This window comes from Micromonospora sp. NPDC006431 (assembly GCF_042870725.1).
Taxonomy (GTDB): Bacteria; Actinomycetota; Actinomycetes; order Mycobacteriales; family Micromonosporaceae; genus Micromonospora.
In genome coordinates, this window is sequence record NZ_JBIAHQ010000006.1 from 29,096 (window position 1) to 50,453 (window position 21,358).

Consider the following 21,358-nt stretch of genomic DNA (forward strand, 5'->3'; position numbering starts at 1 on the left):
GGTCCGGACCAAGCGTCCGGGCCCACCCGCCGATCGCGTCATTCGGGGCGTACGGCCATCTGGATCCGTAACGGCGACCCGAGATGGCGGATCGCCGTGACGGCCAGCCTGGTCAGCGCCAGGGCGTTGTCGTCCCCAGCGGCCCGGTTCGAGCCAAGGTCGCCGCAGCCGACGCAGCGGTGGATGATCACCCACTCGCCGTCGCCGCGAACGGGAGATGCTACGCCGGCCGGCCGGCCGCACCCGCCCCGACCAGCCAGCTCCCGGCCACGACGAGTTCGGGTCAGCCCTCGGGCCGGTTGAGCAGGGCCACCGCGATGGTGTGCACGGCGTCCAGCCCGGCCGGGTCGGCCAGCGGTGCCCGACCGCCGGTCACCGCGTACCACTCGTCGGCGTCCTTGTACTGCACGGACAGGGTGACCTGGCCGCCGGCGAGTTCGGTACGCAGGGTCAGCTCGCCGGTCACCACACCGACCTCGTCCGTCATCACCCCGCCCGGGCCGGCCGTGATGTCGGTGACCCGCTGCTGCGGCCCGGCCGGCGCGCCCCCGGTGGGCGCTCCCGGAACGGCGTCCGCGGACATGCCCGCCCCGGACACGTCGGCGGGGGCGGGCGGAGTGCCGTCCACGGACATCCCGGCCGTGGCCGGCCCCGTCGGCGTCCCGTGCCCGCTCATGCCGGCACTCCGCTCGCTCATTTGCAGTCCTCCAACATGTCGGTGAGGGCGGCCTTCTCGGCAGTGGTCACCGTCAGCCGCCAGTAGTGCTTGACCGTCACCCAGTCCGCGGCGTATTGGCACCAGTACGACCGGTTCGCCGGCTTCCACTGGGACGGGTCCTGATCACCCTTTGCCCGGTTGGAGCGCGCGGAAACCGCCACGAGCTGCGGCCGGGTCAGGTCGTTGGCGAAGTCGCCGCGCTTCGAGTCGTCCCACTCGTCCGCGCCCGAGCGCCAGGCGTTGGCCAGCGGCACCACGTGGTCGATGTCCACGTCGGCCGGGTCGGTCAGGACCAGCCCGTCGTACCGGCTCTCCCAGTGGCCGCCGACCACGTTGCACCCGGAGAGCTTGATGCTCCCCCCGTCCCGTTGCAGCACGCTGTCCCGCACGTCGCAGTTCTTGCCCGTACCCCGCCAGTGCGGGAAACGGGTCCGGCTGTAGCCCTTCATCGAGCCGGCGGCGGCAACGGTCAGCTCGTCGAGCTGCTGGATGGCGTTGCCGGCGTCGCTCGGCGCCGCGTCCGGCTCGTCGACCACCGGCACGCAACCGGCCGAGACGAGGGCGAGCGCCGCGGCGAGGGCGGCCGCCAACCCGGTACGGACCAATGCTCTCGTACGCACAGACGACACCTCTCCAGCTTGCGGGCTCCCGGCGAGTCCGCACAGTACCCCGGCCTCGGTTTCTGTGATTCGTGGCGTCGCGTGGGGGTGCCGGGCAGAGTGGATACCCATGACGGCACCTGCTCCCGCGCTCCGGACGAGTAACGTCGCCGGGCGGGGCACCCTGTTCGCCACGATCCTGGCCTCCGGCATGGTCTTTCTGGACAGCACGGTGGTCAACGTGGCGCTGCCCCACCTCGGCTCCGCGCTGCACGCGACCGTCGCCGATCTGCAGTGGACCGTCAACGGCTATCTGCTGATGCTGGCCTCGTTCGTCCTGCTCGGCGGTGCGCTCGGCGATCGGTTCGGCCGCCGGCGGCTCTTCCTGCTCGGGGTGGCGTGGTTCGCCACGGCCTCCGTGCTCTGCGGCCTGGCCCAGGGGACCGGCTGGCTGATCGTGGCCCGGGTCCTCCAGGGCGCGGGCGGGGCGCTGCTGACCCCGGGCTCGCTCTCCGTGCTCCAGGCCAGCTTCCACGCGGACGACCGGGGCCGGGCGATCGGCATCTGGTCCGGGCTCTCCGGGGTCTCCACCACGCTCGGCCCGCTCCTCGGCGGCTGGCTGATCGACGCGCTCTCCTGGCGGTGGATCTTCTTCATCAACCTGCCGCTGGCGGTCGGTGTCGTGCTCGCCGCGCTGCGCTGGGTGCCGGAGAGCCGGGACGAGACCGCCTCGCGTACCGGCGGCGGGCGGCGGTTCGACATGACCGGCGCGTTGCTCGGCGCGCTCGCCCTGGGCGGGGTCACGTACGCCCTGATCGACGCCCCGGCGCGCGGCGTCGGCTCGCCGCCGGTGCTCGCGACGGCGCTGGTCGGGGTGGTCGCGGCGGTGCTCTTTGTGCTGGCCGAACGACGGCGCGGCGACAGTGCGATGCTGCCCACCGGCCTCTTCTCCAGCCGGCTCTTCTCGGTGCTGAACGTCTTCACCGTGGTGGTCTACGCGGCTCTCGGCGGTTTCACGTTCTTCCTCGCCGTGTATCTGCAGAACGTCGTCGGGTGGTCGGCGCTGCTCACCGGCCTGGCCACCGTGCCGATGACGCTGCTGCTGCTGGTGGGCTCGCCCCGGGCCGGCGCGCTCTCCGCCCGGATCGGTCCCCGGCTGCCGCTCACCGTCGGCCCGTTGGTGGCGGCGGTCGGCCTGCTGCTGTTGCGTCGGGTCGGCCCGGGCGCGTCGTACTGGACCGATGTGCTGCCCGGGGTCGGCCTGTTCGGGGCGGGGCTGACCCTGGTGGTGGCCCCGCTCACCGCCTCGGTGCTGGCCTCGGTGGCCGACCGGTTCGCCGGGGTGGCGAGCGGGCTCAGCAACGCCGCCTCCCGGGCGGGAAACCTGCTGGCGGTGGCCGCACTGCCCCTGCTGGTCGGACTCTCCGGCACCGGCTACGAGCAGAAGCCTGCGCTGACCGGGGCCTTCCGGGCGGCGATGTTCTGGTGTGCCGGCCTGCTGCTGGTCGGCGCCGCGATGGCCGGGCTGCTGATCCACCGGGCGCCCAGGAAGGCGCCCGGCGCCCAGCCGTGCCCGTCGCTGCCCGCTTCCACCCCGCCCGACAAGCGGTGAAGGACGGACCGTTTCTCGACGTCTTCAATGACGGAAGGGCTCGTCAACGGCCGGCCGGGCCCGGCGTACGGGAAGGGTCCCCGGCTGGTGCCCGAGGCGCCAACCGGGGACCCTTCCCTGCCAATCAGTTGCGGGCGCGGTTGACCGCGCTGGTGACCGCCTTCACCGAGGCGGTCACGATGTTCGGGTCCACCCCGACGCCCCAGACCGTGCGGCCGTCCACCTCGCACTCCACGTACGCGGCGGCCTGCGCGTCCCCACCCGAGGAGAGGGCGTGCTCGTGGTAGTCGAGCACGCGCACCGCCACGCCCAGGGACTGCAGCGCGTTGACGTACGCGTCGATCGGGCCGTTGCCGACCGCGGTGAGCGGGCGGACCTCGCCGCCGAAGCCGACCTGGGCCTCGATCTCGACCTTGCCGTCGGCGGTGCCGATGGCGTAGCTGGTCAGGGTGACCGCCGGGTCGACCTGGTGGTCGACCAGGTAGTTGCGGGCGAAGATGTCCCACATGGTGGCCGGCTCGACCTCGCCGCCGTCGTGGTCGGTGACCTGCTGGACCACGCCGGAGAACTCGATCTGGAGGCGGCGCGGCAGGTCCAGCTGGTGCTCGCTCTTCATGATGTACGCGACGCCGCCCTTGCCGGACTGCGAGTTGACCCGGATCACCGCCTCGTAGGTGCGGCCCAGGTCCTTCGGGTCGATCGGCAGGTAGGGCACGGCCCAGGTGAACTCGTCGACGGGCACGCCGGCCAGGGCGGCGTCGGCGTGCAGCGCGTCGAAGCCCTTCTTGATCGCGTCCTGGTGTGAACCGGAGAAGGCGGTGTAGACCAGGTCGCCGGCGTACGGGTGCCGCTCGTGCACGGGCAGCTGGTTGCAGTATTCAACCGCCCGCTTGACCTCGTCGATGTTCGAGAAGTCGATCATCGGGTCGATGCCCTGCGAGAACAGGTTCAACCCGAGCGTCACCAGGTCGACGTTGCCGGTGCGCTCGCCGTTGCCGAACAGGCAGCCCTCGATCCGGTCCGCGCCGGCCAGCAGGCCCAGCTCGGCGGCGGCCACGCCGGTGCCCCGGTCGTTGTGCGGGTGCAGGCTCAGCACCAGGCTGTCCCGCCGGGGCAGGTGCCGGTGCATCCACTCGATCGAGTCGGCGTACACGTTCGGCATGGCCATCTCGACGGTGGCCGGCAGGTTGACGATCAGCTTCCGGTCCGGGGTCGGGTCGACCACCTCGATGACCTTGGCGCAGACCTCCAGCGCGTACTCCAGCTCGGTGCCGGTGTACGACTCCGGCGAGTACTCGTAGTGGATGTCGGTGTCCGGGGTGTGGATCTCCGCGTACTTCTGGCAGAGCCGGGCGCCGGTGGTGGCGATGTCGGTGATGCCGTCCCGGTCCAGGCCGAAGACCACCCGCCGCTGCAGCGTCGAGGTGGAGTTGTAGAAGTGCACGATGGCCCGGCGGGCGCCGCGCAGCGACTCGAAGGTCCGGTCGATCAGGTGCTCCCGGCACTGGGTGAGCACCTGGATGGTGACGTCCTCCGGGATCAGGTCCTGCTCGATCAGCTGCCGGACGAAGTCGTAGTCGGTCTGGCTGGCCGAGGGGAAGCCGACCTCGATCTCCTTGTAACCCATCTGCACGAGCAGCTGGAACATCCGGCGCTTGCGCTCCGGCGACATCGGGTCGATCAGCGCCTGGTTGCCGTCGCGGAGGTCCACCGCGCACCAGCGCGGCGCGGCCTCGACCCGGCGGGTCGGCCAGGTGCGGTCCGGCAGGTCGAGGCGGAACTGCTGGTGGTACGGCAGGTAACGGTGGAACGGCATCCGGCTGGGGCGCTGCCGGGCGATCGGATTGGTCTCAGCTTCGGTGGCGGTTTCAGCCATCTCGGAGTGCTCCCTTGGGGGCATGTGGCGTCAGCAGATCGGAAGGTGTCGGCGAGATGCCGGGCGACGTTGCCGGGCGGTGCCGAGAAGAAGTTCGGATGTGCTGGACGGCGCGGTTCAACTCCGCGACGAGGTGCCGGCCGGTCAGGCCTCGTCGCGGCAGCCAAGGAGAAGGTGCGCCTGCCACATGACAAGGTGACCCTACGTGATCACGAGGCCCGGTGGTAGGTGGGTCCGTCATGTGAGACGTGGATCCCAGTCACCGCCGTGCCACAGGAGAGCGTCCGCGCCCGGGCTCGGGGACGGATCCAGGGTCGCTCGACGACCGCAGGCGCGCCGCCCGGCCCCTGATCAACCCGGCACGCGGGTGGGCGTGTCGGCCTCTGGTCCACTCACCGCACGGGCGCCCGGCCCGACCGGCGCGGTCTCGCCGAGGCGGGGGCGGCGGGCCGCCCAGCCGACCAGTGGCACCGCCGCGACCGCGGCGCCGGCGAAGAGCGCGGCCATCGGGAACCAGCCCCAGCCGCCGGTGGTGACCCCGAGCGCGGTCAGCCCGGCCGGGCCGGCCAGGTACTGGAGCTGCCCGCCGAGCCGGAACGCGCCGACGTAAGCGCCCCGGTGCGCGGCCGGCGGAAGAGTGCTGGTGATCCCCCAGGCACCGGCCGACTGGACCAGCTCGGCGAGGGTGAGCACCACCGCCGCCACCACCAGCACCACGATCGTCAGCACCCCACCGGTCACCGCCGAGATCGGCAGGACCAGGCAGAACAGGGCGATCAACAGGCCGCCGACGCGCAGCGCCCGACCGGCGCCGGCCACCGTGTCGGCACCCCGGCTGGCGCGTACCTGGAGCAGCACCGCGAGGATCGTGTTGAGCAGCACCAGCGCCGCGATCAGGATGCGCGGTGCGTCGGTGTGGCTGAGCACCCAGAGCGGCAGCACCACCAGGTAGAGCGTTCCGTGCGCGCCGAGCAGCCCGGCCAGCAGGGACACCGCCATGAACGGCCGGTCGTGCAGCACGGCGAAGCGACTGGGCCCGTCAGCCGGTGCGGCTGCGACCGGCACCCGCGGCAGCCGGTGCACGAAGATCGCGGTGACCAGCAGCATCGCCGCGTTGAACCAGACCATCCCCCGGTACGCGGCCAGCGTGTCCACGGCCAGCACCACGCCGCTGATCACCGCGCCCAGCCCGAAGCCGACATTGAGCGCCGAGCGCTGGTAGGCCAGCGCGGTCACCCGGTCCTCCGGGCGGAGCACGTTGATCGAGTAGACCTGCCGGGCCACCCCCGTGGTCGCGTCCACCACGGCCAGCGCGACCACCACGGCCAGGAACCCGGCGAAGCCGCCCACGAACGGGTACGCCCCGAAGAGCGCCGCCTCCGCCAGCATGCCGACCAGCCACACCCGCTGCGCGCCGTACCGGTCGGTGACCGCGCCGAGCGGGACCGTGCCGAGCAGGGATACCCCGGCGGCCAGCGAGAGGCCGAGTCCGACCTCGGTCGGGCTGAGCCCGAGCGCCCGGGTGAAGAAGACCGCGCTGCCGGCCTGGAAGAGGCCGTGGCCGACGGCGTACACCATGGCCTGCACGGCCAGGGCGCGGGTCAGGCCGGCCGGCGGTACGACGTGCCGGACGGCGATGCGGATGGTGTCCCTGGCCCCCATGAGGGTCGAGCAAACCGTGCCCCCCGCGGCCCGGTCGAGCCTTTTAGGCTGAGCCGAATCCTCGACGGGGGTGGTGATGTCACAGCTGCGGTTCGGTGCGGCCGACGTAGCGGGGGTACGCCTCGCCATCTCCCCGGTCGGGGAGACCGTCTCCAGCATGTGGGCGCTGGACGACCCGGTCCGGCACGCGGTGCACCTGCCCTGGATCGACCGGGCCCGGGCGACGCTGCGCCGCCCGGACGTCGCGGTCCGGGTCCGGCCACTGGTCGAGCTGACCCGGCCGCGTCGCTGGCTGCCCGACTTCCTCACCCCACCGGCCGCCCGCCCCGACGTCGAGCTGGCGGAGCAGCTCGAACAGATCGCCGCCACCCCGCCGGACGTGGTGGTCCGGGACCTGCTGGCCACCGCGCCGAGGCGCCCGCTGAGTCCGTTCGGGTGGGCTCTGCTCAACGACCCCCGGGGCCTGCTGCCGCAGCTCGTCACCGCCCTTCGGGTCTGGTACGACGAGGCGATCGCCCCGGACTGGCCGCGGATCCGCGCGCTGCTGGAGGCGGACATAGCCCACCGGGCCGCCCTGCTCGCCGACGCCGGCGCGGGCCAGTTCTTCGGCCAGCTCCACCCGACCCTGCGCTGGCTCGGCGACCGCGTAATCAGCGACGATCCGTGGCGGCTCGACTTCGACCTGGGTGGGCGAGGGCTGGTGCTCAACCCGGGGATCTTCACCGACCGCCGGGTGCTGTGGAACCTGTTGGAGGACTCGCCGCCCGCCGGGACGTACCCGGTCCGGGCGGTGGGGACGCTCTGGGAGGTGTCCGCCGTGCCACCCGGCGACCCGCTGGCCCGGGTGGTCGGGTCGGGCCGGGCCGCGTTGCTCAACCTCCTCGACACGGCGGCCACCACCACCGATCTGGCCCGCCGGGTGGGGATGTCCGGCGGGAATGTCTCCCAGCACCTCTCCGCGCTGCTCGCCGCCGGGCTGATCACCCGGACCCGGCAGGGCCGGCACGTTCTCTACCGGAACACCGAGGCCGGCATGGCCCTGCTCCGCGCCAGCCGCGGCGGCTGACCCGTCCTCCGCCCCGCCCCGGCTTGGCAAGATCGTGCTCGATCCTGGATCGAGTGGCATCCCGGTCACTCCGAGGCCGCTACTTCCTGGATCGAGCACGATTTCGGCGCGGCGCGGGTCACCGGAGGAGGAGCGCGGCGAGGGGGTGGCGGCGGCGCAGCGCGGTTTCCCGGGCGCGCAGCTCCGCGGGGAGCGCGTACGGGTCGCCGAGGCGGCCGACGGCCGCCACCACCAGCGGCCGGATCCCGGGCGCCAGATCCAGCTCGGTGGCGAGGCCGGCCCGGTCGAAGCGGGTGAGCTGGTGCACGTGCAGGCCGAGCGCGCTGGCCTGCACGGTCAGGTGGGCGACCGCCTGGCCCAGGTCGTACGCGGCCCGTTCCGGGTCGCCGCCGGTGTGCGCGCCGACCACCAGCGCGGCGGCGTGCCGGGCCCAGGTCTGGTCGTGCTCGGGGAGGTTGACGAGGATCCGCTTCCAGGTCTCGTCCTGCCGGTGCCCCAGGGCGAACCGCCACGGCTGCGCGTTCCCGGCCGACGGCGCCCAGCGGGCGGCTTCCAGCAGCGAGGCGGCATCGTCGCCGGCGAGTTCCACCTCCGGGTCGAAGGCGCGGGGACTCCAGCGGAAGGCGAGCAGCGGTGTGAGGTCGGCCATGGGGTAGAGCGTCCCGGATGGGCGTTGGCTGCCCTCGGCCGGGCCGGTCAGATGTGGCTAAGAGCACCCGTAACGGACAATAGGGTCAAGGCGTTTCCGGGCTCGGGCCGTCGGTGGGCGAGTCGGTGCCGATCGGCTCGCCCTCGGTGACCGGGCCGGCCAACCGCACGGTGGCCGGGGCCGGGCCGGGCTCGCCGGCCAGCTTCAGGGTGCCGAAGGCGGCGCGGACCGCGGTCGGGGTGCCGTCCGGCCGGTAGCAGTAGATGCCCACGTCCAGCGGAGCGTTCAGCGACGCGGAGGTCGACTCGACCGAGTAGCACTGGCCGCTGGCCCCGGCCGGCGGCGTGGCCGGTGACACCGCGAGCGGGGCCCGCCGGTCGGTGAGCACCTCCAGCGAGTCGGTGAACGGGTGCTGCACCCGGACGTCCTGCTTCCGGGGCACGGCGTCGTCCGGCTCGCCGAGGCGTACGCAGCTCGCCGGCTGCGGGCGGCCGGCCGAGGGCAGCGCGCACTGGAACAGCCCGTCGGCGGTGGCGGCGAGCGACACGTCGACCGTGCCGCCAAGCCCCCAACCGGGCACGTCCACCCGCCAGGTGCCGTCGTTCGCGCTGGTCACCGAGACCGTCCGGGCCGAGCCGTCCGTGCCGGTCAAGGTGTAGGTGGCGGTGAGGTGCCGGTCCTGGGCGGCGGCCGCCAGGGCGGCCAGCTCGTCGCGGGCCGCGTCCACCTCCGCGGGCGCCGGGTCGGTGGCGCCGGGTGGGACCGGCTCCGGCGGGGCGGCGGTGCAGGCGGCCAGCAGCGCCGGCAGGACGATCGCCAGGGCGCCGGTGAGCCGCCGGGCCGTGCGGAGGTGAGCGTGCACCGGGTCATTCTGCGGTGCCGGACGGGCCGGGGGAGCCCGCTGTACGGCTGTTCCGCCGGCGTGTCGCGGGGCCCGCCGGCGGGGTGTCCGGCCCTGGTGAGCCGCCCCACGCCGGGCCGGATGGTGGGATCACCCGGCCCGGTGACGCGCGCCGCCCGATACCCTGAGGAGGTCTGACAAACGCCGCCGGACCGGAATCCGGCGGCGTCGGCACGCTCAGGGTCGTCGCTGGGAGGGAGTGCACCGTCGTGGCACTCGTGGTGCAGAAGTACGGCGGATCCTCCGTCGCCAACGCCGAGCGGATCAAGCGCGTGGCCGAGCGCATCGTGGCCGCCCGCAAGGCCGGCGACGACGTGGTCGTGGTGGTCTCCGCGATGGGGGACACCACCGACGAGCTGCTCGACCTGGCCAACCAGGTCAGCCCGCTGCCGCCCGGCCGCGAGCTGGACATGCTGCTCACCGCCGGGGAGCGGATCTCCATGGCACTGCTCGCCATGGCCATCCACAACCTCGGGTACGAGGCCCGCTCGTTCACCGGCTCGCAGGCGGGCGTGATCACCACCTCGGTGCACGGCAGGGCGCGGATCATCGACGTCACCCCGGGCCGCCTCAAGGGCGCGCTGGACGAGGGCGCGGTGGTCATCGTGGCCGGCTTCCAGGGCGTCTCGCAGGACACCAAGGACGTCACCACGCTGGGCCGGGGCGGATCGGACACCACCGCCGTGGCGCTCGCCGCCGCGCTCGACGCGGACGTCTGCGAGATCTACACCGACGTGGACGGCGTCTTCAGCGCCGACCCGCGGATCGTGCCGAACGCCCGGCACATCAAGCACATCACCTACGAGGAGATGCTGGAGCTGGCCGCCTGCGGCGCCAAGGTGCTGCACCTGCGCAGCGTCGAGTACGCCCGGCGCGCGGGGTTGCCGATCCACGTCCGTTCGTCATACTCGACCAACACCGGCACGATGGTCACCGGATCGATGGAGGACCTTCCTGTGGAACAGGCACTGATCACCGGGGTCGCCCACGACCGCAGCGAAGCGAAGATCACCATTGTCGGGGTGCCCGACGAGCCGGGTGCCGCCGCGCGGATCTTCGACACCGTGGCCGGTGCCGAGATCAACATCGACATGATCGTGCAGAACGTGTCCACCGAGGGCACCGGGCGCACCGACATCTCGTTCACCCTGCCCAAGACCGACGGCCCGACCGCGATGGCCGCGCTCAGCAAGATCCAGGACGTGGTCAAGTTCAAGGGCCTGCTCTACGACGACCACGTCGGCAAGGTCTCCCTGATCGGCGCCGGCATGCGCTCGCACCCGGGCGTCGCGGCCGGCTTCTTCGCGGCCCTCGGCGCGGCCGGCGTGAACATCGAGATGATCTCCACCTCCGAGATCCGGGTGTCCGTGGTGTGCCGGGACACCGACCTCGACAAGGCGGTCCGGGCCATCCACGACGCCTTCGATCTGGGCGGCGAGTCCGAGGCCGTGGTCTACGCGGGCACCGGGCGGTAGCCGGCCATGCCGTCGCTGCCCACCCTCGCCGTGGTCGGGGCGACCGGTGCCGTCGGCACGGTGATGTGCCAACTGCTCTCCTCCCGGCGCAACGTCTGGGGCGAGATCCGGCTCCTCGCCTCCGAGCGTTCGGCCGGCCGGCAGGTGCAGTGCCGGGGTGAGCTGCTCACCGTCCAGGCGCTCAGCCCCGAGGCGTTCGACGGTGTGGACGTGGCGATGTTCGACGTCCCGGACGAGGTCTCGGCCGAGTGGGCGCCGATCGCGGTCAGCCGGGGTGCGGTCGCGGTGGACAACTCCGGCGCGTTCCGGATGGACCGGGACGTCCCGCTGGTGGTGCCGGAGATCAACCCCGAGCAGGTCCGCAACCGGCCCAAGGGGATCATCGCCAACGCCAACTGCACCACCCTGGCGATGATCGTGGCGGTCGCTCCGCTGCACCGCGAGTACGGGCTGCGGGAACTGGTGCTCGCGTCATACCAGGCGGTGTCCGGGGCGGGGCAGGCCGGCGTGGACGCGCTGCACGCCCAGCTCGGCAAGATCGCCGGGGACCGGGTGCTCGGCTCCCGTCCGGGCGACGTGCGGCAGGCGGTCGGCGACGAGCTGGGCCCGTTCCCGGCCCCGCTCGCGCTCAACGTGGTGCCGTGGGCCGGCTCGCTGGCCGACGGCGGCTGGTCGTCCGAGGAGCTGAAGATGCGCAACGAGTCGCGCAAGATCCTCGGACTGCCCGACCTCAAGGTCTCCGCCACCTGCGTACGGGTGCCGGTGGTGACCGGCCACTCGATCGCCGTGCACGCGGTCTTCGCCACCGAGGTGGATGCCGAGGGGGCCCGGGAGGCGCTGCGCAACGCGCCCGGCGTGATCCTGGTCGACGACCCGGCCGCCGGCGAGTTCCCGATGCCGATCGACGCCGTCGGCACCGACCCGTCCTGGGTCGGCCGGATCCGCCGCGCCGTGGACGACCCGCGGGCGCTCGACCTCTTCGTCACCGGCGACAACCTGCGCAAGGGCGCCGCCCTCAACACCGCCCAGATCGCCGAGCTCCTCGCCGCCGAACTCACCCGCTCCTGACGGCGCCGCCAGCATCGGCCCTGCGGGCGACGACCGGCCGGCAGCGGACACTGGCCATTTCGCCCAAGTGGGGTGGATCAGGGGGCGGGGGATACCGCTACTTCGCCGAGGTGGAGCGGATCGCGCCAGGGCGCGGCGGGCATGAGCGGTCAGGCGGCGGCGAGGCGGACGCCGTCGCGGCCGTGCCGCTTGACGGCGTAGAGGGCCTGGTCGGCGCGGCGGAGGGCCAGGTCGGGGGACTCGCCGGGCTGGGGCAGGGCGACGCCGACGCTGATCGTACGGCCGGTCCGCCGGGCCGCCTCGGTGAGCCGCTCGGCGATCCGGACCGCCTCCTCGGGGCGGCTCACCTCGATCACCGCGACGAACTCGTCGCCGCCGGTCCGGTACAGCTCGTCGCCCTGCCGCAGCGCCCCCTCCAGCGCCCGGGCCAGCCCGACCAGCAGCCGGTCCCCGGCCTGGTGGCCGTACGTGTCGTTGACGTCCTTGAAGCCGTCCACGTCGATCGCCAGCAGGGCGGTACGCCCGGGCGTGGCGCTCGCGATCCGCCGGCCGAACGGCCCGGTGTGGCGCAATCCGGTGAGCGGGTCGGAGTTGGCCTGCTCGCGCAGCCGGGCGAGCGTACGCAGCCGGTCGAGGCAGGTCCACGCCTGCCCGGCCAGCAGCTCCATCAGGTTGACCGTGGTCGGGTCGGGGCGCAGCAGCCGCTCGTCGGCGACCAGCAGCACCCCGCCGGTGTCCGGCGGCCCGACGGGCACCGTCACCAGGGTGCGCGCCCCGGCCCGGGCCAGCGGTAGGTGGTCCTCGGTCGGCGGGTGCCTCGCCTCGCCCAGCGTGTACGCCGAGCCCTGCCGGTGCGCCCCGGCGATCAGCCGGCCGAGCACGGCGGGGTCGGCCTCGGTCAGCTCGGCCCGGAGCCGGGACTCCAGCTCGCCGGGCGTGCCGGTCGGCGCGCTCAGCCGCGGCCCCGGCCGGTCGGCGAGGAGCAGCACGGCGGCGGAGAGGCCAGAGACGTCCCGGGCCGCGGCGATCGCGGCGGTCATCAGGTCCCACTCGGTGGGCGCTGCGGTCATCGCGGCAGCGTGCCGGAGCAGCTTCTCGCTGCGGCTCTCGGCCGGCGGGCCGTCCAGCGCCACGATCCGGGCGCCCAGCCGGGCGGCCAGCCGCTCGGCGGTCTCCCGCCACCGGTCCAGCTCGACCGGGCCGCTCCACTGCAGGTCGAGCACGCCGATCGGCCGGCCCGTCGGGCCGCGCAGCGGCACGCAGACCTCGGCGGTGACATCGGGGCGTACCGGGAGGTGATCGGGGTCGGCGGTGACGTCGGCGACGATGGCGGGCTCGCCGGTGGCGTACACCCGGCCGACGATTCCGGTCTTCGGCGGCACGGTGGAGAAGACCTGCCAGGCGCCGGTGGCCGCGACGCAGCGGAGCCGGTCGTGGACCTGGAGCAGGATCGAGATGGCCGCCGGGGTGTGCCGGGCCAGCGCGGTGACCGTCCACCGGCACGCCTCCAGGGCGGTCGACGCCATCGGGAGGCGGACCGTGACGTCTCGGAGGACTCGCTCGTGATCCACGTCGTTCCTGGTCAGGGGCCGGGGTGCGATCAAGGGTACTCAGCGGACGGTCCACCGACCTTCGTACACATGTGCTATCCACAGGGTGTGGACGCCGCCTGTGGGTAAGGCGGGGCCGCGCGGCGGGGCCTGCGACGATAGCGTGAGGGTCCCGGGCCCGAGGAGGCGTCGATGCTCATCGCCCAGCTCAGCGACCCGCACGTGACCACCGGTCCGCTCGCCGCCGAGCAGGCGTCCGGGCTGCACCGCGCCCTCGGCCGGGTCTTGGCCCTGCGACCCCGGCCGGACTGCGTGGTGATCACCGGTGACCTGGTCAGCAACGGCCGCCCCGACGAGTACGTCGCGCTGCGCGACATCATCGGGCGCTTCCCGTTGCCGGTGCACCTCGCCACCGGCAACCACGATGATCGGGAGTCCCTGCTCGACACCTTCGGCGGCACTCCCTGCCTGGGCGGTGGCTTCTCCGCGTACTACCACGTCGACCACCCGGACGCGACGCTGGTGGTGCTCGACTCGCTCGCCCCCGGCGGCAGCGGTGGGCGGCTCGGCGAGGAGCAACTCGGCTGGCTCGACGGGGTGCTCGCCGGCCGGCCGGACGCGCCCGCCGTCGTGTGTCTGCACCATCCGCCGGTCGCCGTCGGCGTCCCGGCCGCCGACGCCATCCGGCTCGCCGACGCCGACGCGCTCGCGGCGGTGATCGGGCGGCACCCCCATGTCGTCCGGGTCACCGCCGGTCACCTGCACCGGGCGGTGACCAGCGCGTTCGCCGGGACGGTGCTGACCACCGCGCCGAGCACCTGGGTGCAGGCCAGCCTGACCATGAGCGAGGACGAGGAGATCGGGCTGGTCGCCGAGCCGACCGCCTTCCTGCTGCACCGGGTGGCCGACGGCGGCTGTGTCACACACACCGTCCAGGTCAGCCACGCCGCCGGGCAGACCTGCTGGTTCTGAAGCCGTGGACCGGCTCTGGTCCGTCGGGTACGAGCCGGCCGGCTCAGTGCAGCAGGGCGGCGCGCAGCGCCGGGGCCAGCGTCTCCGGCGGCACCTCGTGGAAACCGCCCGCCAGGCTGAGGTGGGTGGCGCCGGGGATCGCCCTGGCCGTCGCGGCGGCCGCGTCCCGCAGCCACCCCGGGCTGCCCGTGCTGTCCACCACGACCGTCGGTACGGCGATCGTGGCGAGCCGGGCGGCCGGCAGTTCGCCGCCGCCGGTCACCGTGGTGTCGTAGGCCAGGGTGTGCGCCAGCCCTTCCATCCAGGCCCACTCCGGCGTGCCGCGCATGCCGGAGACCGCCTCGGCCGGCACCCCGACCGCCTCGATCAGGAACAGCCCGACCGCGTCGTCGCGTTGGCCCGCCGACACCAGTTCGGCCAGGCGTACGGCCAGCCCCGGCTTGGGGCCGCCGTGCGGCCCGGCCTGGAACGGAGGCTCGAAGAGCGCCAGCGCGATGACCGGCAGCCCCTCGGCGGCCGCGTACGCGGCGAGGATCGCCCCCGAGGAGAGGCCGTAGAGGTGGGACCGGCCACCCGTCCGGTCGATCAGGGCCGCCAGGTCCTCGATCTCCCGCTGCACCGCGTACGGCCCGGTGTCGCCGCTGGCGCCGCGTCCCCGCCGGTCGTAGCCGTACACGGTGAAGTCGGACGCCAGCGCGGCGGCCAGCGGACGGGTGGTGCCGCGGTCGTTGAAGGCCCCGCCGACCAGGATGATCGGCGGTCCCTCCCCGGCGGTCTCGTACGCGATCGTGGTGCCATCGGCGGACCGCACCGTATCCACCGTCCAGGTGGTCCCGTTCGACGTCATGGCTACTTTCTACTGCCGGCCCGGGACTGTGGGGGGCCGTGCAGGAATTCATCTGCCCGTCATGTCGGACTCTTCGGGCAGACCGGTGCACGTCGCCGCCCCCGTCCAGCATCCAGGTGTGCCGCCCTGGTCGACCGATCGCCCGGCGGATGAGAAGCTTGCCCCCGGCGGGGCGGCGTTTCCCCCGATTCACGCCGTTCGCCGACCGACCCCTGTCACGGCACACAGCAGGGTCGCCGGGCGAATGATCGTCCGGGCCCGCCACGCGCCGGTATCTCACGAGGAGTCCCATGTCCGTCCCCGGCATGCGCCGGGCCGCTGTCGGCCTGGCCGCACTCGCCGCGACCGCGTTCACCGCGGTCGCCGTCCACCCGAATCAGGCTGAGGCCGATCCGAAGCCGGTTGATGTCAAGCTGCTCGCCATCAACGACTTCCACGGCAACCTCGAGCCGCCGACCGGATCCAGCGGCACCATCGACGGCAAGACCGCGGGTGGCGCCGAATACCTGGCCACCCAGCTGAACAAGCTGCGCGGCACCACCGAGGAGGAGCGGGAGCACACCATCACGGTCGGCGCCGGTGACCTGATCGGCGCCTCGCCGCTGCTCTCCGCGGCCTTCCACGACGAGCCGACCATCGAGACGATGAACCTCGCCGGCCTCGACTTCACCAGCGTCGGCAACCACGAGTTCGACGAGGGCGCCACCGAGCTGCTGCGCATGCAGAACGGCGGCTGCCACCCGGTCGACGGCTGCGCCGACGGCACCCCGTTCAACGGCGCCAAGTTCCAGTACCTCTCGGCGAACGCCTTCAAGACCGCCACCGGCCAGCCGCTGCTGCCGCCGTACGGCATCAAGAAGGTCGACGGCATCAAGGTCGGCTTCATCGGGATGACCCTGGAGGGCACCCCGCAGATCGTCAGCCAGCAGGGTGTCGCCGGCCTGAGCTTCGCCGACGAGGCCGACACCGCCAACAAGTACGCCCGCATCCTGCAGGCCCAGGGTGTGCAGGCCATCGTCGTGCTGCTGCACGAGGGCGGCGTGCAGAACGGCGGCGGCATCAACGACTGCACCGGGTTCAGCGGCCCGATCGTCGACATCGCCAACCGGATGGACCCGGCCATCGACGTGATCGTCAGCGGGCACACCCACGCCGCGTACAACTGCAACGTCAACGGCAAGCTGGTCACCAGTGCCAGCTCGTTCGGTCGCCTGGTCACCGACATCGACCTGAAGATCGACCGGCGTACCAAGGACGTCATCAGCGCCAAGGCGAACAACGTCGTGGTCACCCGGGACGTCCCGAAGGACACCGCCACCGCCGACCTGATCACCCACTACAAGACCGCGCTCGGCCCGGTGGCCGACAAGGTGGTCGGCGAGACCACCGCCGTGATCACCAAGTCCCAGGAGAACCTGTACCAGACCGGGGTCGACGCCAACGGCAAGCCGACGTACCAGACCGGTGAGTCGCCGCTCGGCAACCTGATCGCCGACGCCCAGCTCGCCGCCACCGACAACGAGCAGAACGCGGTGGCCGCGTTCATGAACCCCGGTGGCGTCCGCGCCGACGTCGACGCCGGCCCGGTCACCTACGCCGAGGCGTTCACGGTCCAGCCGTTCGCCAACAACCTGGTGACGCTGGACCTGACCGGCGCGCAGCTCTACTGCATGCTGGAGCAGCAGTTCACTGTCGCCCGGGTGCTGTACGCGTCCTCGACGGTGCACTACGTCGTCGACGTCAACGGCACCACCGCGCCCGCCAGCTCGCCGTGCAGCGGCACCCGGGTGGTCCGGGGCAGCCTCACCATCAACGGCACCCCGGTCGTTGACACCGCGACCTACCGGGTCACGGTGAACAACTTCCTCTCCGGTGGCGGCGACGGCTTCAGCGTCCTGCCGGGTGGGAAGAACCAGGTCACCGGCATGATCGACCTGGACGCCTTCACCGCGTACCTGACCGCGAAGTCGCCGGTCTCGCCGCCGGCGCTGGACCGGATCCAGACCACCGCGGAGGTCCCCGCCGCCTGACGGCGACCCGAACCACGACGGGCCCCGGAGCAGCCGCTCCGGGGCCCGTTCGCGTCCGGTCCTCCGCTCGCCTCAAGCGGCCGCCGGCAGGCGGCAACTTCGGGGAAAGTGCCAACTCCAGCGGTCTCGAGGCCGCACTTTCCCGATGCGCTCAGGCGACGACGGGCTGCGGCTGGGCCGCCGGGGCCGGGGCGGTGCGACCGTCCTGGGCGGCGGTCAGCAGCGGGCGCAACGACAGCGCCAGCGCCGACGCGGCCAGGCAGCCGCCCACCACGACGGCCACCCAGAGCCGCCCGTGTGCCGCCCCGAGCAGCGGGCCGGCAGTGACCGGGCCGATGATCCCGCTGACTCCGAAGATCATCGAGCTCATCGCGTTGTACCGGCCGCGGAGCTCGTCAGTGGCGAGCGCGTTGGTCAGCGCCGGCATCACCGGCGAGAGCATGGTCTCGCCGAACCCGAAGATCGCCGCGCAGGCCACCACGCCGAGCGCCGCGACCAGCGCGTTGCCCGTGCCGACCAGGCCGGCCGCGCCGAGGACCAGCCAGGCCGCCGCGAAGACCGCGCCCACCGCGGCGAGCGCCCGGGTCCGGCTGCGCCCCTCCATCCGGCGGATCACCAGCAGCTGGGAGAGGACGATCATCACGGTGTTGCAGGCGAGGGCCCAGGCCACCACCCGCGGCGTCACCTCCACCACCCGGATCGAGTACGCGGTGAAGCCCACTTCGATCTGCGCATAGCCGCAGGTTGTGAGCACCAGACCGAAGATGACCAGGCGCCGGAACGGCCGGTCCCGCAGCACGGTGAGGTAGCCCCCGGCCGACCGTGCGGCCGCCGTCCGGGCCTGCACCAGCCGGTGCCCGACGTGCGGCAGGGTCAGCAGGATCAGGCCCGGCGTCAGGTAGCTCAGCGCGTCCAGCAGGTAGATGGCCTGGAAGGTGACCGGGCGGGCGATGTCGACGACCGCGCCGGAGATCACGCCACCCACCCCGATGCCGAGGTTGAGCAGGGCGAACTGGAGCCCGAACACCCGCTGCCGCTCACCGTCGCCGGTCAACGAGGCGAGGATGGTGGTCTGCCCGGCCCAGAGTGCCGAGCCGCCGATCGCGATCAGGGTGCTGACCGCGAAGGCCGTGCCGATCGAGTCGACCAGCGCGAGCGAGCCGGTGCCGACGGCTTCGATCGCCAGGCAGGGCAGCACCACCCGGCGGGCGCCGAACCGGTCGATCAGCGTCCCGCCCAGCGGCGACAGGGCGAGCGTCACCGCCCCGAACCAACCGATGACCAGGCCGGCCTGGTTGTCGGTCAGCCCGCGTACGTCGGTGAGGTAGATGAAGAGGAACGGCAGGGTCAGGCCGCGCCCGATGGCCGACAACAGGGTGCCGAGCAGGATCCGACGGGCTTCCGGGCGGGCGGGTAGGGCGCGGCGCAGCATGCCTGGATTCTGTTGCCCGGGTGTGACAGGCGGCGAGCGGATTTCGGGCGGTTCCGCGTTCGGCAGAGCCGGTCGGTGAGCAAGAACACCCTGTCTGACATGCTGACCGGGTGACCGTCACCTGGCGCCACCTGCCCGCACCGGCCCGCGAGATCGCCGCAGCCGCCACCGAGGCGGTGGCCACCGCCCGCGAGCGGGACGCCGAGGCGTACCGGCCGGCGGTGGAACGGCTGGCCGCCGCCGACCGGGCCGGCCTGGTGCTCGGCGGGGTGGTCCGGCTGCTGCTGGAGCAGACCCACCCGGACGGGCTGGACGGGGACGACGTGCGCCAGGTGCTGGAGCGCTGCGTCCGGTCCACCGCGCCGTGGTGGCCCGACGTCGACCCGCACGTGCTGCTGGTCCTGCTGGCGAGCGCCCTCGGCGTGTACGAACCCGGCGACGACGACGCGCCACCCGACCCGGCCGCGATCGCCCAGCACGCGCCGTTGCTCGTCGCCGACCTGCTGGCCGCCACCGACCGGCCGCTGGCGGACTACCTGGCCGCCGCGTTCGCCGAGGTCGCGCGCACCGAGCTGCACGACTGACGGTGGCGGGACGGACCGCTCAGGGGCTGGCCGCCAGGAAGACGAACGCGGCGAGCAGCACCAGGTGCACCCCGCCCTGGAGCACGGTCGCCCGGCCCGGCACCACGGTGAGTACGCCGGTCACGGCGGTGAGCGCGAGCAGCGTCAACTGCGTGCCGCCGAGGCCCAGCAGCAGCGGCCCCTGCAACCAGATGGAGGCCAGCGCTATGGCCGGGATGGTCAGTCCGATGCTGGCCATCGCCGAGCCGAGGGCCAGATTGAGGCTGATCTGGACCCGGTCCCGCCGGGCGGCCCGGGCCGCGGCGAGGGTCTCCGGCAGCAGCACCAGCAGGGCGATCACCACCCCGACGAACGCCTGCGGCAGGTTGGCCGCCGAGACACCCGCCTCGATCGCCGGAGAGATTATCTTCGCGTTGCCGACCACTGCTACCAGCGCCACCAGCAGCAGTACCAGGCTGGCCAGCGCGGTACGGGCCGACGGCGGGTCCGCGTGCCCGTCGCCGTCGGCGTCGACGGCCAGGATGCTGCCCTCGTGGGTGACCGGGAGGAAGTAGTCGCGGTGCCGGCCGGTCTGCACCAGCACGAAGAGGCCGTAGAGGGCGAGCGACGCCACCGCCGCGAAGGTGAGCTGCGCGGGGGAGAACTGCGGGCCCGGCCGGCTGGTGGTGAAGGTGGGCACCACCAGGCTGAGCGTGGCGAGCGTGGCCACGGTGGCGAGGGCCCCACCGGTGCCCTCCGGGTTGAAGACCGCGACCCGGTGACGTAGCGCGCCGATCAGCAGCGACAGGCCGAGGATCCCGTTGCAGGTGATCATCACCGCGGCGAAGACGGTGTCCCGGGCCAGCGCCTGCGTCTTTTCCCCGCCGCTGATCATGAGGGTGACGATCAGTCCGACTTCGATCACCGTGACCGCCACGGCGAGGAGCAGCGAGCCCAACGGCTCCCCCACCTTGTGCGCCACGACCTCCGCGTGATGCACGGCGGCCAGGACCGCACCGGCCAGCAGCGCGGCCACCACCGCGATCAACGGGCCGGGCAGCTGGCGCCCCCAGGCGGCCGCGAGCACCAGGACCGCGATCAGGGGTACGAGGGTGGTCCAGTCGGTCAGGCGGGAGCGGATGAGGCCGGGCATGCCACCAACCTTGCCAGGAAAATTGATCATCCGCCCGTGGGCAGGATCGCGTCCTCGGCCACCGGGCCGATGACAGATATGCATCAGGGCCCCTCCGTGGAGGGGCCCTGATGCAGTTACCTCTGGTCGGGGTGGCCGGATTTGAACCGACGACCTCTTCGTCCCGAACGAAGCGCGCTACCAAACTGCGCCACACCCCGAGGCGTGCCGACAAATAGTAGCCCACCCGCTCCGATGGTCAAACTCGGTACCCCCACCCCGGGCGGGCCGGTCAGCGGGAGATCAGCGTGAGCACGCTCGCCTCCGGCGGGCAGGCGAACCGCACCGGTGCGGTGGGGTGCGTACCGAGGCCCGCGGAGACGTGCAGCCAGGAGTCCGAGCCGGGCCAGCGGTGCAGCCCGCGGGCCATCGAGCGGGGCAGGCCGCAGTTGGTCACCAGCGCGCCGTAGCCGGGCACGCAGACCTGGCCGCCGTGGGTGTGGCCGGCCAGCAGCAGCCCGAAGCCGTCGGCGGCCATCCGGTCGAGCACGGCCGGCTCGGGGGAGTGGCTGAGGGCGATGGAGAGCGTCGTCCCGGAGCTGACCGGGCCGGCCACCGCGTCGTAGTCGTCCCGCTCGATGTGCGGGTCGTCCACGCCGGCCAGCTCGATCTCCCGGCCGCCCGCCTTCAGGGTGGTCCGCGCGTTGTTGAGGTCCACCCAGCCGGCGCCGGTGAACACGTCGCGCAGTTCCTCGTACGGCAGCGGCACGCCCTCGGTGTACTCGCGGTCGGGCAGCAAGTAGGTGAACGGGTTCTTCCAGACCGGCCCGGTGTAGTCGTTGGAGCCGAAGACGAAGGCGCCGGGCAGGTCGAGCAGCGGTTGCAGGGCCCGCAGCACGCCGGGGACGGCGTCGGGGTGCGCCATGTTGTCGCCGGTGACCACCACCAGGTCGGGGTCGAGGGCGGCCAGCGAGGCCACCCAGTCCTGCTTGCGCCGCTGGTTGGGCATCATGTGCAGGTCCGACAGGTGCAGCACGCGCAGCGGCTCGGCGTCGGTCGGAAGCACCGGTACGTCGTACCGCCGCAGGGTGAACAGGTTGCGCTCGACGAGGGACGCGTACGCCAGGGTGGCCGCGCCGGCGGCGACGGTCCCGGCGGCGAGCCGGAATAGTGTGCGCTTTCGCATGCCGTTCAGGGTAGTTTGAC

Annotated in this window: 19 protein-coding genes and 1 tRNA gene; 7 read left to right on the top strand and 13 right to left on the bottom strand. The window is 73.0% G+C overall.

Annotated features, from left to right (window positions below; all coding sequences use genetic code 11):
- Window positions 1–38: 38 nt before the first annotated feature.
- From ACFYM6_RS13370 to ACFYM6_RS13380, 3 genes are read right to left on the bottom strand one after another with little or no spacing between them, the layout of a single operon-like run.
- On the bottom strand, window positions 39–386 hold the full coding sequence (locus ACFYM6_RS13370) for an RNHCP domain-containing protein (RefSeq protein ID WP_387275140.1): 348 nt from the start codon (window positions 384–386) through the stop codon (window positions 39–41).
- A complete protein-coding gene (locus tag ACFYM6_RS13375) occupies window positions 284–697 on the bottom strand; it encodes a hypothetical protein (protein ID WP_387275142.1) in 414 nt (137 codons plus the stop codon). The genes ACFYM6_RS13370 and ACFYM6_RS13375 overlap by 103 nt, the downstream gene beginning before the upstream one ends.
- On the bottom strand, window positions 694–1,338 hold the full coding sequence (locus ACFYM6_RS13380) for an HNH endonuclease family protein (protein WP_387275144.1): 645 nt from the start codon (window positions 1,336–1,338) through the stop codon (window positions 694–696). The genes ACFYM6_RS13375 and ACFYM6_RS13380 overlap by 4 nt, the downstream gene beginning before the upstream one ends.
- A 109-nt stretch (window positions 1,339–1,447) precedes the next feature.
- On the opposite strand from ACFYM6_RS13380, the gene ACFYM6_RS13385 reads away from it, so the two are divergent.
- Entirely contained in the window at window positions 1,448–2,929 is a 1,482-nt protein-coding gene (locus ACFYM6_RS13385; protein ID WP_387275146.1) for an MFS transporter, read from the top strand.
- Window positions 2,930–3,053: 124 nt separating this feature from the next.
- Here ACFYM6_RS13385 and leuA read toward each other — a convergent pair whose 3' ends face one another.
- Both leuA and ACFYM6_RS13395 read right to left on the bottom strand, forming a co-directional pair.
- Window positions 3,054–4,805 carry a 2-isopropylmalate synthase gene (gene leuA / locus ACFYM6_RS13390; RefSeq protein ID WP_387275148.1) on the bottom strand — a complete coding sequence of 584 codons (1,752 nt, stop codon included), beginning with the start codon at window positions 4,803–4,805 and terminating at the stop codon, window positions 3,054–3,056.
- A gap of 351 nt (window positions 4,806–5,156) precedes the next feature.
- On the bottom strand, window positions 5,157–6,467 hold the full coding sequence (locus tag ACFYM6_RS13395) for an MFS transporter (protein ID WP_387275150.1): 1,311 nt from the start codon (window positions 6,465–6,467) through the stop codon (window positions 5,157–5,159).
- Between the two features lie 76 nt (window positions 6,468–6,543).
- Between ACFYM6_RS13395 and ACFYM6_RS13400 the strand changes: the two genes are divergently transcribed.
- On the top strand, window positions 6,544–7,533 hold the full coding sequence (locus ACFYM6_RS13400; protein WP_387275152.1) for a helix-turn-helix domain-containing protein: 990 nt from the start codon (window positions 6,544–6,546) through the stop codon (window positions 7,531–7,533).
- A gap of 118 nt (window positions 7,534–7,651) precedes the next feature.
- On the opposite strand, the gene ACFYM6_RS13405 is transcribed toward ACFYM6_RS13400, so the two are convergent.
- Together ACFYM6_RS13405 and ACFYM6_RS13410 are read right to left on the bottom strand one after the other, a co-directional pair.
- Window positions 7,652–8,182, bottom strand: coding sequence for a nitroreductase family protein (locus ACFYM6_RS13405; RefSeq protein WP_387275154.1), 531 nt, complete (start codon window positions 8,180–8,182; stop codon window positions 7,652–7,654).
- An 85-nt stretch (window positions 8,183–8,267) separates the two neighbouring features.
- On the bottom strand, window positions 8,268–9,044 hold the full coding sequence (locus tag ACFYM6_RS13410; RefSeq protein WP_387275156.1) for a hypothetical protein: 777 nt from the start codon (window positions 9,042–9,044) through the stop codon (window positions 8,268–8,270).
- Between the two features lie 248 nt (window positions 9,045–9,292).
- On the opposite strand from ACFYM6_RS13410, the gene ACFYM6_RS13415 reads away from it, so the two are divergent.
- Complete coding sequence (locus tag ACFYM6_RS13415; protein WP_387275158.1) at window positions 9,293–10,558, top strand: aspartate kinase; 1,266 nt, start codon at window positions 9,293–9,295, stop codon at window positions 10,556–10,558.
- A gap of 6 nt (window positions 10,559–10,564) precedes the next feature.
- On the top strand, window positions 10,565–11,626 hold the full coding sequence (locus ACFYM6_RS13420) for an aspartate-semialdehyde dehydrogenase (RefSeq protein WP_387275160.1): 1,062 nt from the start codon (window positions 10,565–10,567) through the stop codon (window positions 11,624–11,626).
- Between the two features lie 149 nt (window positions 11,627–11,775).
- Here ACFYM6_RS13420 and ACFYM6_RS13425 read toward each other — a convergent pair whose 3' ends face one another.
- The gene (locus ACFYM6_RS13425) at window positions 11,776–13,152 is read right to left on the bottom strand and encodes a diguanylate cyclase (RefSeq protein WP_387275162.1); all 1,377 of its coding nucleotides are present in this window, start codon (window positions 13,150–13,152) and stop codon (window positions 11,776–11,778) included.
- Between the two features lie 216 nt (window positions 13,153–13,368).
- On the opposite strand from ACFYM6_RS13425, the gene ACFYM6_RS13430 reads away from it, so the two are divergent.
- Window positions 13,369–14,148, top strand: a complete 780-nt coding sequence (locus ACFYM6_RS13430; protein WP_387275164.1) for a metallophosphoesterase — start codon at window positions 13,369–13,371, stop codon at window positions 14,146–14,148.
- A gap of 43 nt (window positions 14,149–14,191) precedes the next feature.
- Here ACFYM6_RS13430 and ACFYM6_RS13435 read toward each other — a convergent pair whose 3' ends face one another.
- Window positions 14,192–14,995 (bottom strand): alpha/beta fold hydrolase, encoded by an 804-nt coding sequence (locus tag ACFYM6_RS13435; RefSeq protein WP_387275165.1) that lies wholly within the window; start codon window positions 14,993–14,995, stop codon window positions 14,192–14,194.
- A 290-nt stretch (window positions 14,996–15,285) separates the two neighbouring features.
- Here ACFYM6_RS13435 and ACFYM6_RS13440 point away from each other — a divergent pair, with 290 nt between their 5' ends.
- Complete coding sequence (locus ACFYM6_RS13440) at window positions 15,286–17,025, top strand: bifunctional metallophosphatase/5'-nucleotidase (RefSeq protein WP_387275167.1); 1,740 nt, start codon at window positions 15,286–15,288, stop codon at window positions 17,023–17,025.
- A gap of 151 nt (window positions 17,026–17,176) precedes the next feature.
- Here the strand turns inward: ACFYM6_RS13440 and ACFYM6_RS13445 are convergent, their stop codons facing one another.
- The gene (locus ACFYM6_RS13445) at window positions 17,177–18,457 is read right to left on the bottom strand and encodes an MFS transporter (RefSeq protein ID WP_387275169.1); all 1,281 of its coding nucleotides are present in this window, start codon (window positions 18,455–18,457) and stop codon (window positions 17,177–17,179) included.
- A gap of 110 nt (window positions 18,458–18,567) precedes the next feature.
- On the opposite strand from ACFYM6_RS13445, the gene ACFYM6_RS13450 reads away from it, so the two are divergent.
- On the top strand, window positions 18,568–19,041 hold the full coding sequence (locus tag ACFYM6_RS13450) for a hypothetical protein (protein ID WP_387275171.1): 474 nt from the start codon (window positions 18,568–18,570) through the stop codon (window positions 19,039–19,041).
- A 19-nt stretch (window positions 19,042–19,060) separates the two neighbouring features.
- Here ACFYM6_RS13450 and ACFYM6_RS13455 read toward each other — a convergent pair whose 3' ends face one another.
- The 3 genes from ACFYM6_RS13455 to ACFYM6_RS13465 form a co-directional block, all read right to left on the bottom strand.
- Window positions 19,061–20,173: a calcium:proton antiporter gene (locus ACFYM6_RS13455; RefSeq protein ID WP_387275173.1), complete on the bottom strand. Its 1,113-nt coding sequence runs from the start codon at window positions 20,171–20,173 to the stop codon at window positions 19,061–19,063.
- Window positions 20,174–20,296: 123 nt separating this feature from the next.
- A tRNA-Pro gene (locus ACFYM6_RS13460) sits at window positions 20,297–20,373 on the bottom strand.
- Window positions 20,374–20,444: 71 nt separating this feature from the next.
- Window positions 20,445–21,338: a metallophosphoesterase gene (locus ACFYM6_RS13465; RefSeq protein WP_387275175.1), complete on the bottom strand. Its 894-nt coding sequence runs from the start codon at window positions 21,336–21,338 to the stop codon at window positions 20,445–20,447.
- Window positions 21,339–21,358: the final 20 nt, after the last annotated feature.

Excerpts from the sequence above, each read along its gene's own strand:
- ACFYM6_RS13375 (WP_387275142.1), bottom strand. The coding sequence starts at position 697 with ATGAGCGAGCGGAGTGCCGGCATGAGCGGGCACGGGACGCCGACGGGG.
- ACFYM6_RS13385 (WP_387275146.1), top strand. The coding sequence starts at position 1,448 with ATGACGGCACCTGCTCCCGCGCTCCGGACGAGTAACGTCGCCGGGCGG.
- leuA (WP_387275148.1), bottom strand. The coding sequence starts at position 4,805 with ATGGCTGAAACCGCCACCGAAGCTGAGACCAATCCGATCGCCCGGCAG.
- ACFYM6_RS13395 (WP_387275150.1), bottom strand. The coding sequence starts at position 6,467 with ATGGGGGCCAGGGACACCATCCGCATCGCCGTCCGGCACGTCGTACCG.
- ACFYM6_RS13400 (WP_387275152.1), top strand. The coding sequence starts at position 6,544 with ATGTCACAGCTGCGGTTCGGTGCGGCCGACGTAGCGGGGGTACGCCTC.
- ACFYM6_RS13405 (WP_387275154.1), bottom strand. The coding sequence starts at position 8,182 with ATGGCCGACCTCACACCGCTGCTCGCCTTCCGCTGGAGTCCCCGCGCC.
- ACFYM6_RS13420 (WP_387275160.1), top strand. The coding sequence starts at position 10,565 with ATGCCGTCGCTGCCCACCCTCGCCGTGGTCGGGGCGACCGGTGCCGTC.
- ACFYM6_RS13425 (WP_387275162.1), bottom strand. The coding sequence starts at position 13,152 with ATGGCGTCGACCGCCCTGGAGGCGTGCCGGTGGACGGTCACCGCGCTG.
- ACFYM6_RS13430 (WP_387275164.1), top strand. The coding sequence starts at position 13,369 with ATGCTCATCGCCCAGCTCAGCGACCCGCACGTGACCACCGGTCCGCTC.
- ACFYM6_RS13435 (WP_387275165.1), bottom strand. The coding sequence starts at position 14,995 with ATGACGTCGAACGGGACCACCTGGACGGTGGATACGGTGCGGTCCGCC.
- ACFYM6_RS13440 (WP_387275167.1), top strand. The coding sequence starts at position 15,286 with ATGTCCGTCCCCGGCATGCGCCGGGCCGCTGTCGGCCTGGCCGCACTC.
- ACFYM6_RS13445 (WP_387275169.1), bottom strand. The coding sequence starts at position 18,457 with ATGCTGCGCCGCGCCCTACCCGCCCGCCCGGAAGCCCGTCGGATCCTG.
- ACFYM6_RS13455 (WP_387275173.1), bottom strand. The coding sequence starts at position 20,173 with ATGCCCGGCCTCATCCGCTCCCGCCTGACCGACTGGACCACCCTCGTA.
- ACFYM6_RS13465 (WP_387275175.1), bottom strand. The coding sequence starts at position 21,338 with ATGCGAAAGCGCACACTATTCCGGCTCGCCGCCGGGACCGTCGCCGCC.